The sequence below is a fragment of the Thioclava sp. F36-6 genome, assembly GCF_002020305.1.
Classification (GTDB): domain Bacteria; phylum Pseudomonadota; class Alphaproteobacteria; order Rhodobacterales; family Rhodobacteraceae; genus Thioclava; species Thioclava sediminum.
The window spans coordinates 96,380-109,702 of record NZ_MPZX01000003.1 but is presented as its reverse complement, the minus strand read 5'-3'; the positions used below and the strand labels follow the sequence as shown (position 1 = coordinate 109,702).

Annotated in this window: 13 protein-coding genes; 5 read left to right on the top strand and 8 right to left on the bottom strand. The window is 63.8% G+C overall.

What is annotated here, in order from left to right:
* Positions 1 to 118: 118 nt before the first annotated feature.
* Positions 119 to 961, bottom strand: a complete 843-nt coding sequence (locus BMI88_RS14755; protein ID WP_232621609.1) for a DUF1223 domain-containing protein — start codon at positions 959 to 961, stop codon at positions 119 to 121.
* Positions 962 to 1,268: 307 nt separating this feature from the next.
* Between BMI88_RS14755 and acnA the strand changes: the two genes are divergently transcribed.
* Positions 1,269 to 4,019 carry an aconitate hydratase AcnA gene (gene acnA / locus BMI88_RS14750; protein WP_078549991.1) on the top strand — a complete coding sequence of 917 codons (2,751 nt, stop codon included), beginning with the start codon at positions 1,269 to 1,271 and terminating at the stop codon, positions 4,017 to 4,019.
* Positions 4,020 to 4,124: 105 nt separating this feature from the next.
* Here the strand turns inward: acnA and BMI88_RS19640 are convergent, their stop codons facing one another.
* On the bottom strand, positions 4,125 to 4,541 hold the full coding sequence (locus BMI88_RS19640) for a hypothetical protein (protein ID WP_146673596.1): 417 nt from the start codon (positions 4,539 to 4,541) through the stop codon (positions 4,125 to 4,127).
* Between the two features lie 266 nt (positions 4,542 to 4,807).
* On the opposite strand from BMI88_RS19640, the gene BMI88_RS14745 reads away from it, so the two are divergent.
* On the top strand, positions 4,808 to 5,419 hold the full coding sequence (locus BMI88_RS14745) for a thioredoxin family protein (protein ID WP_078549989.1): 612 nt from the start codon (positions 4,808 to 4,810) through the stop codon (positions 5,417 to 5,419).
* A 63-nt stretch (positions 5,420 to 5,482) separates the two neighbouring features.
* Here the strand turns inward: BMI88_RS14745 and BMI88_RS14740 are convergent, their stop codons facing one another.
* Positions 5,483 to 5,689 (bottom strand): cold-shock protein, encoded by a 207-nt coding sequence (locus BMI88_RS14740; RefSeq protein WP_078520927.1) that lies wholly within the window; start codon positions 5,687 to 5,689, stop codon positions 5,483 to 5,485.
* Between the two features lie 327 nt (positions 5,690 to 6,016).
* On the opposite strand from BMI88_RS14740, the gene BMI88_RS14735 reads away from it, so the two are divergent.
* Positions 6,017 to 6,835, top strand: a complete 819-nt coding sequence (locus tag BMI88_RS14735) for an alpha/beta hydrolase (RefSeq protein ID WP_078549987.1) — start codon at positions 6,017 to 6,019, stop codon at positions 6,833 to 6,835.
* Positions 6,836 to 6,946: 111 nt separating this feature from the next.
* On the top strand, positions 6,947 to 7,531 hold the full coding sequence (locus BMI88_RS14730) for a hypothetical protein (RefSeq protein ID WP_078549985.1): 585 nt from the start codon (positions 6,947 to 6,949) through the stop codon (positions 7,529 to 7,531).
* 9 nt (positions 7,532 to 7,540) lie between these two features.
* Here the strand turns inward: BMI88_RS14730 and BMI88_RS14725 are convergent, their stop codons facing one another.
* From BMI88_RS14725 to BMI88_RS14710, 4 genes are all read right to left on the bottom strand, one after another.
* Positions 7,541 to 8,332 (bottom strand): hypothetical protein, encoded by a 792-nt coding sequence (locus BMI88_RS14725; RefSeq protein WP_078549983.1) that lies wholly within the window; start codon positions 8,330 to 8,332, stop codon positions 7,541 to 7,543.
* 69 nt (positions 8,333 to 8,401) lie between these two features.
* The gene (locus BMI88_RS14720) at positions 8,402 to 9,154 is read right to left on the bottom strand and encodes a protein tyrosine phosphatase family protein (protein WP_078549981.1); all 753 of its coding nucleotides are present in this window, start codon (positions 9,152 to 9,154) and stop codon (positions 8,402 to 8,404) included.
* A gap of 41 nt (positions 9,155 to 9,195) precedes the next feature.
* Positions 9,196 to 9,846 carry a DUF6691 family protein gene (locus BMI88_RS14715; protein ID WP_078540567.1) on the bottom strand — a complete coding sequence of 217 codons (651 nt, stop codon included), beginning with the start codon at positions 9,844 to 9,846 and terminating at the stop codon, positions 9,196 to 9,198.
* Complete coding sequence (locus BMI88_RS14710; RefSeq protein WP_078540566.1) at positions 9,843 to 10,358, bottom strand: YeeE/YedE thiosulfate transporter family protein; 516 nt, start codon at positions 10,356 to 10,358, stop codon at positions 9,843 to 9,845. Before BMI88_RS14710 ends, BMI88_RS14715 begins: the two co-directional genes overlap by 4 nt.
* Positions 10,359 to 10,512: 154 nt before the next feature.
* On the opposite strand from BMI88_RS14710, the gene BMI88_RS14705 reads away from it, so the two are divergent.
* Positions 10,513 to 11,403 (top strand): serine hydrolase domain-containing protein, encoded by an 891-nt coding sequence (locus BMI88_RS14705; RefSeq protein ID WP_246831896.1) that lies wholly within the window; start codon positions 10,513 to 10,515, stop codon positions 11,401 to 11,403.
* Between the two features lie 278 nt (positions 11,404 to 11,681).
* Here BMI88_RS14705 and BMI88_RS14700 read toward each other — a convergent pair whose 3' ends face one another.
* The gene (locus tag BMI88_RS14700) at positions 11,682 to 13,292 is read right to left on the bottom strand and encodes an FMN-binding glutamate synthase family protein (protein WP_078549977.1); all 1,611 of its coding nucleotides are present in this window, start codon (positions 13,290 to 13,292) and stop codon (positions 11,682 to 11,684) included.
* Between the last annotated feature and the right edge of the window lie 31 nt (positions 13,293 to 13,323).

Genomic DNA, 13,323 nt, shown 5'->3' with positions numbered 1-13,323 from the left:
AAACGCGGAAGATGCGGCCTTATACGGGATGCGCGCCTGGATGCAAGGAAAAATCAGGGCTCCGAAGGGACGGTTGCGCCCTGCCCTGACGGGCTCGGCGCAGCTCGATCCGCCCCGGTCAGTCCAGCTGACCCGCGGCGAGGATCGGCCCAGGCAGCGGGCCGTTCTTGCTCGGACGGGATTCCTGAACGATCACCACGGCGGGCGCGTCCCCGTCGAGATCGACCGAGAGCGTCACAGGCGCGCGCCCGTCCCATTCGGCGATGCCGGTCAGGCTGGTGACGATGTTCTTGTAGGTCACCGTGCGCCCGGCATTCTCGCCGCGCAGGATGTCGACCGTGGCGGAGGGCTTGTAGCGCACGAGCTGCACCATCGCGGGCGTCTCCAGCTTATCGACCGGGCTCAGCGCGATCTCGTAATGATCGCCCTTCCCCGTGATCTTCAGATCGACCTCGGGATGGGCGTCGCTCTCGCGTGCGATGGCGGTATCGAGCGCCGCTTCCTGCGGCCCGATCAGGGCCTCGCGGCCGGCGATGATCATCTGCGGTGTGTAGACCGTGCGCTCGCCCGCGGCGATCGCATAGGATTTCTGCCGGGCGGAAAACTCAGGCTTTCCAAAGGGATCCTTCCAGCCGAGATAATCCCAATAATCGACATGCAGCGCCAGCGCGATCACATCGTCCCGATCCGTGAGCTCCTTCAAGAGCGCATCCGCCGGCGGGCAGGACGAGCAGCCCTGCGAGGTATAAAGCTCGACCACGACCGGGTCGTGCTCGCCTTCGGTGTCGGGATCGGGCGCCACGGGGTTCGGCTTCGCGGGGGTGTCGGACTTCTCGGAGGCCATCTGGTCGAGAAGCGCCTCGGAGGCGTTGAGACGCATCCCGGGCGGCGCGTCGGCTGCCCCTTGGGCAGACGCAAATTCCGCAAAGCTTACCAGCCCTGCGGCGAAAGCAGCTCCCATCGCGGTCAAACGTCCTGCGCGCACTCGAAAAACACTCCTCACTTCGCCGTCTTTATACCTAGCGTTTCTGCTCAGACCATGCCTAATCAATGTTTTGAGAGATTTCTTTCTGTCCGGGCGCGCGAAACGATATATGTCCAACGTATACGGCCCAAGCGCGGTTCAAGATGACGCTGGGTCGCTCCAGTCGCGTGTTTTTGTGTGCAATGGTATACTAAAAATGCCCCGACCCTCTTGAACGGATCGCGCGCTTGGGGCAAACACACGCCAGCGACACCCTTAGGACCCTTGAAGGGAGGCCATTCTCATGCCCATCGTTACCGGTAAGGATACCGCAAAGACCCGCCGCGAACTCAGCGTCGGTTCGAAAACCTATGCTTATTACTCGATCCCCGCCGCCACCGAGGCTGGCCTGGGTGATTTCTCGAAGCTGCCCGCTTCGCTGAAGGTGGTTCTGGAGAACCTTCTTCGGTTCGAGGATAACGGCTTCACGATCTCGACCGACGACATCAAAGCCTTCGGCGAATGGGCCGAGCAAGGCGGCAAGAACCCGCGCGAGATCGCCTACCGCCCCGCCCGCGTGCTGATGCAGGACTTCACCGGCGTTCCGGCCGTGGTCGACCTCGCGGCAATGCGTGACGGCATCAAGGGTCTTGGCGGCGACGCACAGAAGATCAACCCGCTCGTGCCCGTCGACCTCGTGATCGACCACTCGGTGATGATCGACGAATTCGGCAACCCGCGCGCGTTCCAGATGAACGTCGACCGCGAATACGAGCGCAACATCGAGCGCTACAAGTTCCTCAAATGGGGCCAGACCGCGTTCGAGAACTTCCGCGTGGTTCCGCCGGGTACCGGCATCTGCCACCAGGTGAACCTCGAATATCTCGCCCAGACCGTCTGGACCGACAAGGATCAGGACGGCACCGAAGTCGCCTATCCCGACACGCTCGTCGGAACCGACAGCCACACCACCATGGTCAACGGCGCGGCCGTTCTCGGCTGGGGCGTGGGCGGTATCGAAGCTGAAGCCGGCATGCTCGGCCAGCCGATCTCGATGCTGATCCCGGAAGTCGTGGGCTTCAAGCTCACCGGCGCCATGGTCGAAGGCACCACCGGCACCGACCTCGTGCTGAAAGTCGTCGAAATGCTCCGCGCCCATGGCGTGGTCGGCAAGTTCGTCGAATTCTACGGCGACGGCCTCGACAACCTGCCGCTGGCGCAGCGCGCGACCATCGCCAACATGGCGCCCGAATACGGTGCGACCTGTGGCTTCTTCCCGGTCGATGAGGAAACCCTGCGCTATCTCGAGCAGACGGGCCGCGACAAGGACCGCATCGCGCTGGTCGAAGCCTATGCCAAGGAAAACGGCATGTGGCGCGACGCGGATTACGCGCCGGTCTACTCCTCGACGCTCGAGCTGGACATGAACACGATCGTTCCGGCGATCTCGGGTCCGAAGCGTCCGCAGGACTACGTTGCGCTGACCAACGCCGCCGACGCGTTCGAGGGTGTGGTTGCCGATTACCGCGGCATCGACATCTCGTCGGAAGCCAAGAACATGGCCGCCGAAGGCCCGATCGCGACCAAATCGGTCACCATCGGCAAGACCGCCAAGGTCGAGGGCGAGGATTACGAACTGCATGACGGTTCGGTGGTGATCGCCTCGATCACGTCCTGCACCAACACCTCGAACCCCTATGTGCTGATCGGCGCGGGTCTCGTGGCGCGCAAGGCGCGTGAACTGGGCCTGAACCGCAAGCCCTGGGTGAAGACGTCGCTGGCGCCTGGCTCGCAGGTCGTGTCGGAATATCTGGAAGCCGCCGGCCTCCAGGAAGATCTCGACGCGGTGGGCTTCAACCTCGTGGGTTACGGCTGCACCACCTGTATCGGTAACTCGGGTCCGCTCCAGCCGGAAATCTCGAAGGCGATCAACGACAACGACCTGATCGCGACCTCGGTGCTCTCGGGCAACCGGAACTTCGAAGGCCGGATCTCGCCCGACGTGCGCGCCAACTACCTCGCGTCCCCGCCCCTCGTGGTGGCCTACGCGCTGGCTGGCGACATGAACATCGATCTGTCGAGCGATCCGATCGCTCAGACGCCGGATGGCAAGGACGTCTACCTGAAAGACATCTGGCCCTCCGACAAGGAGATCGCCGATCTCGTCGAGAAGGTCGTCACCCGCGAGAAGTTCATCGAGAAATACGCCGATGTCTTCAAAGGCGACGAGAAGTGGCAAGGCGTGGAAGTCGAAGGCGGCGAAACCTATGACTGGCCGCCGCAGTCGACCTACATCCAGAACCCGCCCTACTTCAAAGGCATGTCGCCGGAAGCCGGCACGATCTCGAACATCTCGGGCGCGGGCATCCTCGCCGTGCTAGGCGATTTCGTGACCACCGACCACATCTCGCCGGCGGGTTCGTTCAAGCCCGACACCCCGGCCGGGAAATACCTGGTCGAGCGTCAGGTCGCACCGAAGGACTTCAACAGCTACGGTTCGCGCCGTGGTAACCACGAAGTCATGATGCGCGGCACCTTCGCCAACATCCGGATCAAGAACGAGATGCTGGACGGCGTCGAAGGCGGCTACACCAAGGGCCCCGATGGCGAGCAGACCTCGATCTTTGACGCGGCGATGGCCTATGAGAAAGCCGGCAAGCCGCTGGTGATCTTCGGTGGCGAGCAATACGGCGCAGGCTCCTCGCGCGACTGGGCGGCGAAGGGCACCAACCTGCTCGGCGTCAAGGCCGTGATCGCGGAGAGCTTCGAGCGTATCCACCGCTCGAACCTCGTCGGCTTCGGCGTGATCCCCTTCGAGTTCACCGACGGCCAGACCCGCAAGGATCTGAACCTGACCGGTGAGGAAGAGGTCTCGATCGAAGGTCTGGAAGGCGAAATCAAGCCGCAGTCGATCGTGCCCTGCACCATCACCTACAAGGACGGCTCGACCAAAGAGATCAAACTCAAGAGCCGGATCGATACCGCGGTGGAGATCGAATACCTCAAGAACGGCGGCGTGCTGCACTACGTGCTGCGCAACCTCGCCAAAGCCTGAGGCTGACGGTTACGAGATTGGAGAAGGCCCCGCGAGCGCGGGGCCTTTTTCGTTGCGGGGGAAGCGATCCGCCTCTCGCCCCGGCATCAAGCCACGAGAGCAACCTTATATGCCCACCTTCCGGTCGAGACATCCAATAAATGCTTCAATAAAGCGTGCCGCCTCGGGCGAAAGTGTTTCGGGGAGAGGTCGACTTTGCGCGATTGGCGTCATCCATTCGCGATAATAGGCCAAGGCACCAACGCGGAAATCGGACGCGACCGCGTCAACGATCGCCTGCTCATCGGGAGAGAAATCAGGCAGCGGCGCAAAGCTCGGCTTGCCTCGATATACAGTCTTCCCACTATCAAGCGTAAACGCGAGTCCGGTTAGCGACTCCGCGCCCCATCGACTTGCACGCTCAACGCCGTAGCAGCGCAGATCCTCTGAGTTTACTAAAGCGATTTCCCGCGCCTGGGCATGGGTGACGACCACCGGGCACAGAAGAAATCCAAGTAGGAACGCTGCGGGTATTGCCTGCATGGTAGAGACCAAATTTATTTGCGACTAATAGACTTTCTCAAGACTATCGAGGGTGCACTCCGTTCGATCAAGCAAGGACTTCCCTACCCGAGGGGGCGTCTTCACCGTATTCCCGAGAACAGGCCGACGGGGCGGTTGAGAAATAACACGCATCCGCCCACATCTCGCGAGCGCCCACCCGAGGTCGGGCGCGGCCCTCAGCGCGTAATTCCCGCCATTCGCCCGGCCTGTGCTATACTTGACCTCTCACAAGGGAGGACGACGCGATGAACAGACGCGAGGTGTTGGCCCTGACAGTCGGGGCGATGACAGTGGGAGGCGCGTTGGGAGGCGCGCGGCCCGTGCAGGCCGAGGCGGTGATGGGCGATGGCGGGCTCTATCAGCAGCCCTTCTTCCACGAGGGCTTTCTCGATCTGGGAGAGGATCTTCAGGAGGCCGCCGATCAGGGCAAGGGGCTTCTGGTGATCTTCGAACAGCGCGGCTGCCCCTATTGCCGCGAGATGCATCTGGTGAATTTCGCCAAGCCCGAGATCACCGGGCTGATCGAGAAGAGCTACATGGTCGTGCAGCTCGATCTCTGGGGCGCGCGCGAGGTCACCGATTTCGACGGCGAGGCTCTGGAGGAGCGCGCTCTGGCGCAGAAATGGGCGGTGAATTTCACGCCGACACAGGTGCTGATCCCGGCCGCGAATGCAGGCGCGCAATCCGTGCGCGAGGCGGAAGCCTTCAGAATGCCGGGCTATTTCAAGCCCTTCCACCATCTGTCGGGGCTCGAATACGTGGCGAGCGGCGCTTACGCCGATCAGCCGTTCCAGCGTTTCTTGCAGGACAAGTTCTCGGAACTCAGCGCGAAGGGTATCGACCCGGACGTCTGGTAAGGTCCAAATGAAAACGGCCCGCGCGATTGCGCGGGCCGTCTCAAACCGTCACACGGGCTCAGCTTACGCGAGCGCGATGTTACCTGCCGACTGGCGGCCGTCACGGCCGGTTTCCAGATCGTAGGTCACTTTCTGACCGTCATCGAGACGCTGGATGCCAGCGCGCTCAACGGCGGAGATGTGAAGGAAGATGTCTTTGCCGCCATCGTTCGGTGCGATGAAGCCATAACCCTTGGTGCTATTGAACCATTTCACGGTGCCTTCGGCCATCGTGAGTCTCCTATTAAATTATGCTGCCTGCGAAATGCGTCAGCTCGGCGTAGTCAGTTCTTGAAAGCAAACTGAAGCCGTAAGGAGACAGTGCATCTGGGAATCAAACGTAGCGAGAGAATACATAAGGCGAACGGGCCCTAATTGCAATGATCAAAGCATGTGAGGGGGTTGCACGGCACCGCGATCGACGGAATTCGGCGTCCTCCCGCCGAGCTGCGAAAACATGCAAAAAATATATGAGATTTCGGACCTTTGCCTGCGTCGCCCGCGTTACTTCAGTGAACAGGTGAGATCTTCAAACGCTGAAGACGCAGGAGGACCCCCATGACAGCAGCCCCGCTCGGCCCCGGCCAACTCAACGCAATCGACCATGGCGGCTCGGGTCGGCCCGTGGTCCTGATCCACGGCTGGCCGCTCTCGGGCAAGGCGTGGGAAAAACAAGTCCCGGCGCTGATCGCTGCCGGTCACCGCGTCATCACCTATGACCGTCGCGGCTTCGGTCTCGCGGAAAAACCCACCGAAGGCTTCGATTACGACACGCTTGCCGCCGATCTCGATGCGATCCTTACCGCGATGGATTTGCGCGACGTGACGCTGGTGGGCTTCTCGATGGGTGGCGGCGAGGTCGCGCGCTACATCCGCAACCATGGCGAGGACCGTCTGCGCGCCGCTGTTTTCGCCTCCGCCGTGACGCCTTGCCTGATGCAAAGCGATAACAATCCCGACGGTCCGCTGACCAAGGAAGCCGCAGGCGAGATGGAACAGGGCCTGCGCGACGGGCGCGAGGCGTTCTTCCCGCAATTCGTCGAGAATTTCTACAGCGTCGACGGAAAACTCAAAGCCTCTGCCGAGGAATGCGAACAGGCGGTGACGCTGTGCAACCAGTCCGACCAGAGCGCAGCACTTGGCTGCATGGAGGCTTTCGGCACGACCGATTTCCGCGAGGATCTGGAGGCGGTGCGGGTCCCGGTTCTTGTGATCCACGGCGACAGCGACGCGATCGTGCCGCTCGAAGGCTCCGGTGCGCGAACCTACCACGCGATCCCCGACAGCCAGTTCTTCACGATCAAGGGCGCGCCGCATGGCTGCAACGTGACCCATTCGGAAGAGTTCAACATCGCGCTGCTCGAGTTCCTGAGGTAACGCCCCGCCGCTTTCGGCATTCTGTTTGCCCGGCCTGCGATCCCTTGCAGGCCGGGTTTCTCTTGCATACAATGTTCATGTTTTGTTTTCACTCAACCCGCTGCCGCTCCGATGACCACGCCCCACCCGTTCCCCCTGCGCGAAGGCCGCACCCATGAGGTCTGCGGCATCGGCACCACGAGCTTTGCCTGCGCGGTCTGCGCCAGCACCACGGGGCCGATCCTCTGGGTGAACGAGCGCCATCGCCGCGAGGGGCTCAACCCGCGCGGGCTGGTGAGCTTCTTCGACCCGGCGCGGCTTCTGCTGGCGCGCGGCAAGGACCAGACCGACACGCTCGCGGTGATGGAAGAGGCGTTGCGCGACGGCTCGGTGCCGCTGGTGATCGGGGAATTGCCGCGCGAGATCGGGCTGACGGCCGGACGGCGGCTGCAACTGGCCGCCAAGGAGGGCCGCGCCACGGGGCTGTGCCTGATCCTGCCCGATGGCGGCTCGAACGCGGCGGAGACGCGCTGGCACGCGATGCCCGTCTACGACAAGCTGCTGCGCGAGGGGGTGGACTCGCCCCGGCTGCGCTGGCGGCAGCTGAAGAACAAATCCGGCCCCTGCCGCGCCTGGGAGGTGGAGTGGAACGCGAAGACCCGCGCGCCCGAGATCCTCTCGGTCAATGACTGCGCACCCTCGAGCGTGCCGGTGTAGCCCCGCGCCTCAGAGGTCGAGCTTGTCCTCGATCGCGCCGATCTGGGCGACCGGATCGACGGGCCACTGACTGATATTCTGCAAGCCGCGATCTTCCAGCACCTCGCTGCCCGGATGATCCGCCAGCCATGCCTCGATCTGCGCATCCCGCGCGCGCAGGAGCGCCGCGAATTGCGGACGGTAGAGCGTCACCATTCCGCTCAGCCACAGGTTCACCGCCCAGTTCGGATGCGCCAGTTCGATCGCGAAATGATCGAGCAGCCGGATCATGTCCTCGGCGCGGTAGAGGCACTCATCCGTCACCCAGCGATTGGTCGTGAAAATGCGGATCGCCCGGCCCTTCGCATCCACGCTGATCGCGCCGATATGGACGAAGCGCGCCGCCCGGTCCTCGGGGATCTTCGCACCGGGCAGGTTCCACGGCTCCAGCCCCGGAATGATCCCTTCGGGGCGCATGAACAGGTGGAAATGCCCGTTCTCGCCCTCGGCCATCTCGCGCGCATCATGGGCGTGGTAGAAATAGTGGCAATGCGTCTCGGTATCGAAGACATCGCCCTGCGGGTAGCGCGACCAGACGAGGAAATCCCCCTGCCCGCGCAGCACTTCCGACACCACGCTCATCCCCGACTTCGCCAGCACCGTCTCGCATTCGAGCACGGTCTCGGCCGCGTCATGCATCTCCTCCAGGCGCGCACGCGGCAGCCCCTCGATCCCCGGATTGACGATGCGCAGCGTGGGCGCGGGCGTCGCCGGGTTGGCGCTGTCGGGTGACATCTCGGAGGGCGTTTCGGGTCGGGTCATCGGTCTCTCCTCATGCGAACGGGGCCAGCCTAGGCGCTGACCCCGTCCTTGTCATCGCGGCATCTGCGCTCAGAGCGGCTCCATGCCGAGCATTTCACGCACAGCCGGTTCGCGCGAGGTCTTCAGACCGACCTGACGGCCTTCCTCGATGGCGATCTCGTTCGGCACGCCTTTCGAGGCGCGGTAGAGCGCCCACATCGCGCCCACCCGGTTCGAGCTCTCGCAATGCAGCAGGATCGGGTAGTTCGCCGGGTCTTCGACGATCTTCGCGAATTCCGCGACCTGCTCCTCGGTCGGCGCCTTGGTCGGCACGGAGATCTGGATGTAATTCATCCCGGCCTTCTGCACGAGATCGCCCTCGTTCGGCGCGCCTTCGTCGGGCTTGAGCAGGCTCACGACGGTCTTGAAGCCGAGCATCTTGAGCATCGGAATGCCCGTCGGGTCGATGAAGCCACCGGTGCCGACATAGGGCGTCGCGCGCAGGTAGTTGTCGACGATCGGGGGCATCTTGTCGCCATAGGGCGCCTGGGTTGCCTTGACGGTGGTGTCATAGGGCCCGTTCGCCATCGGTGCCGCCTCGCTGCCCGCATCCGCGGCCTTGGCCGCCGAGGGCGCACAGGGGTTTGCCGCAGCCGGTGCGCAAGGGTTGGCGGCCGCCGGTGCGCAGGGGTTGGCCGGCGCACAGGGATTCGTCACAGCCGGAGCGCAGGGGTTGGTCGCCTGCGCGCTGGAGGTGGCGGGAACGGCGGCGCTCATCGCGACCGCAGTCACCGGCACCATCGCGGCGCGCAGCAGGCTCTTGCGTTTCTTATGCAGTTTCATGGACTTTTTCCTCCCTAGAATTTCGTCCGTATTACAAACCGTTACCCGCGCGCATCTGCCGATGCCGACGTCAGGGCGAACTCGTCGGCCTCGTCATCCGGGGCGCAGACCTCTTCGGCGGTGAACGGACCGCCGCGCGACCGCTCGAGGATCGTGCCGAGGCGGAAGCCCACGGCGGCGATGATGATCAGCGCCAGCAGGATCACCCATTCCGGCAGTCCGAAGAGCTGCGGCAGCGTCTGTGCCGTCGGCCCCTGACCAGCGAGGTAGAAATCCTTGATCGGGTCGAAGACCCAGGCGAAGACCGAGGTGCCGAGCACCATGCCGATCGCGAAGACCACCGCGTCGATCCGGCCGGAGGCCACACCGACCACCGACGTGCCCGGGCAATAGCCGCCCACAGCAAAGCCCGCGCCGATGAAGACGCCGCCCAGCAGGATCGCCCAGAAGAAGAGCGTCGGGATGAAGACCGCAGCCGGGCCCATCCAGCCCATTGTCCGCAGCACGTAAAGCCCCACGGCGCAGACGATCACGGCGGTGAACATCACCTTGAAGACCGAAAAGTCGCGCAGGGTGAACTGCCCCGTCAGCTTGCGCGGAGAGCCGAAGCCCGCCGCCTCCAGCGCGTAGCCGAACAGAATGCCCGACAGGAGGCCCGAGGCTATGCCGCTATCGTAAAGAGGGATGCTCATTGCCAGATCCTCCGCATCATCATGGAGACGGCGAAGCCCGCCGCGAAGAAGCCGATCAGGAAGACGAAGCCCGCCACGGCGAGCGTCGCGCTGCCCGACAGGCCCAGACCCGAGGTGCAGCCGCGCGCCAGACGCGCGCCGAAGCCCACCAGCGCGCCGCCCAGCAGCGCGTAGACGAGGCGATTGCCGCTCGTGGTGCGCGGGCCGCGCTCTACCTTGACCGAAATCCGGCCCGCGCCTTTCGCGCCGAGCCACGCCCCGATCAGGACGCCGACCACTTCCCAAGTGATCCAGCTCAGAAGCGGGCTACCCGCCGCCATGAAAGGCCCGAAATAGGAATTGTCTGCGGTCGCCTGCGGGGCGACCCAGTCATTGGCCTGTGCCGCGAAGCGGGTCACGAAGCCGGATGCGCCGAGCCCATGCCCGGTCACGACGAAGGTCAACAGCAGAGCCAGGCCGAGCGCGGTGCCGGCGGCGAGCGGTGACCAAAATGCTTTGGGTGCGTCTCTCATGAAAGCCTCCCTTCCTCCCATGATCATATTCATAAGTGATGATACAAAACGCCAAAGCCGTTTCAACTTTTTTCAGCGCCGCAATGCGGCAAATGACATACCATTGGAAAACGTCCTGCCCGCCCCATCTGAAAAATCATATAAAGACAAAGCTTTGACCCAATCCCCCACCGCCTTCACCGCGACGATCGACCGCGACGGCCGCTGCCAAACGGCCCAATCAGGGGCGCGGCTCTTTCCGTATTGGAGCTTCACCAAGCCCGTGATCGCGGCGCTGGCGCTGATGCTCGAGTCTGAGAAGCGGCTCGATCTGGACGCGCCGCTCGATCTGCCGGAGCTGCGCGCGGGGGGTACGCTGGCGCAGCTTCTGGAGCACAGCGCAGGCCTGCCCGATTACGGCACCCTGCCCGCCTATCACGCGGATGTCGCGGCGGGACGCACGCCGTGGTCGCGCGATCTGCTCGTGGCCCGGACGCTCGCGCTGCCCGCGCCATTTCCGCCCGGCGAAGGGTGGCGCTATTCCAACCTCGGCTACATGCTCGCCCGTGAGGTGATCGAAGGCGCCGCAGGCCCGAGTCTCGCGGAACTGGTGCAAGAGCGGATCGCAGGGCCGCTGGGGCTGGATAGTGTCCGGCTCGCCCAAACGCCCGCTGATTTCGCGGCGCTTCACTGGCCTGAGGCGCGCGACTACGACCCCGGCTGGGTCTATCACCGCACGCTAATCGGCACGGCGAGCGATGCCGCACGGCTGTTGCACGGGCTGGGCGGGCTGCTGCCCAAAGCCGCATTCGCCCACATGACCGCCTGCCGCGAATTGGGAGGCGCGCTGCCCGACCGCCCTTGGACGCGGCATGGTTACGGGCTGGGGCTGATGTGCGGCGACTGGGGCGACACCCGCGTCTTCGGCCATTCCGGCGCGGGGCCGTTCAGTTCCAACGCCGTCTATCACTGCCCCGAGACAGGCCGCACCGCCGCCGCCTTCACGCATGGTCCCTTCGAAGGACCGGCGGAACAAGTCGTGGCAAAGCTCGTGGCAGGGCGGTGAGGGCTGCGCCCGACTCTGGGTGGGCGCATGCGCTCCCTAGGTGGATTTCCGTTTATCGATCCACCTCTCCCCAACCTGCGTTCGCGCGGCGCCGGTGCAAATGCGCCCTCCCGGGGGGAGGGTCGGGCGCGGCCCGGGCTGGCCGCCCGGGCGCAGGCACGGTTTCACACGCGTTCTGACGCCTCGGGCACTCCCCTCATCGCAAGCAAGAGACGCCGCCAAAAAGAAAGGCGGCAACCTCCGTCGCCGCCTCTCCCAAGATACCGTGAAATCCGATCTCACACGCCGCTGTCGAAGGGCTCGAACGCCTCGGCGCGGGCGCGTTTCCAGCGCTTGAGATAGCCGAAGCGGTCGTCATCCTCGCGCAGGAGGAACCCTTCGGGCATGTAGTGGTAGATCTCGTCGCCCACTTTGAAATCGCGCTCGCGGTCGCGCACCAGCAGGTGATGCGGCAGGAACTGCCCCGGATGGGTGAGGCCCGCAGCCCCCGTCATCTCGGCCAGCGCCTTCATGGTGTTGCGGTGGAAATTGGCCACGCGGGTCGACTTTTCCGGCACGACGAGAGCGCGCTGACGGATCGGGTCCTGCGTGGTCACCCCGGTCGGGCATTTATTCGTGTGGCACGACTGCGCCTGAATGCAACCGATCGAGAACATGAAGCCGCGCGCCGAGTTCGCCCAATCCGCCCCGATTGCCAGAACCTTGGCGATATGGAAGGCGGTGACGACCTTGCCCGAGGCGCCGATCTTCACTTGATCGCGCAAGCCCGCCCCGCGCAGCGTGTTATGCACGAAGCTGAGACCTTCGACGAGCGGAAAGCCCATGTGATTGGCGAATTCCAGAGGTGCGGCCCCGGTGCCGCCCTCCTTGCCGTCGACCACGATGAAATCGGGGGTGATGCCGGTCTCCAGCATCGCCTTGACGATGCACATGAATTCGCGGCGGTGACCGACACAAAGCTTGAAGCCCACCGGCTTGCCGCCCGACAACTCGCGCAGCTGGCCGATGAATTCCATCATCTCCAGCGGGGTCGAGAAGGCCGAATGCGAGGCGGGCGAGATGCAGTCGCGATCCATCGGAATGTCGCGCGCCTCGGCGATCTCGGGGGTGATCTTGGCCGCAGGCAGCATCCCGCCATGGCCCGGCTTCGCGCCTTGGCTCAGCTTCAGCTCGATCATCTTGACCTGAGGATCCTGCGCACGCTTGGCGAATTTCTCGGGGTTGAAGCTGCCATCGTGATTGCGGCAACCGAAATAGCCCGAGCCGACCTCGTAGATCAGATCGCCGCCCTCACGGTGATAGCGCGAAATCCCGCCCTCGCCCGTGTCATGCGCAAACCCGCCCATCTTCGCGCCCTTGTTGAGCGCCATGATCGCATTGGCCGACAGCGCCCCGAAGGACATGGCCGAGATATTGTAGATCGACGCCTTGTAGGGCTGCTTGCACGCCTCGCCGCCGATCTCGACGCGGAAGTCGCTGTCCTCGATATGACGCGGCTTCACCGAATGGGTGATCCACTGATAGCCGGATTCCGAGACGCGGATACGGGTGCCGAAGGGCTTGGCATCCTCGATATCCTTGGCGCGCTGATAGACGATCGTGCGCGTCGCGCGGGAAAACGGAATGTCCTCATCGTCCCCCTCGATCAGGTATTGGCGGATTTCGGGGCGGATCTCTTCGAAGAAGAACCGCAGATGGCCGAGGATCGGATAGTTTCGGGTGATCGCGTGCTTGGTCTGGATCAGATCGTGGATCCCGACAAGCGTCAGGAAACCGAAAAGGATCGCGACGACCAGAAACCAATCGGTAAGGATCAAACCGGAAACTGCGGCGAGCGTCAGCAGAGCTGACAAGACGAGTGGTGAAAACCGTATAAAACGCGTGAACATGCCCCCTCCCGCGGGGTAAGTAGCCTCTGTT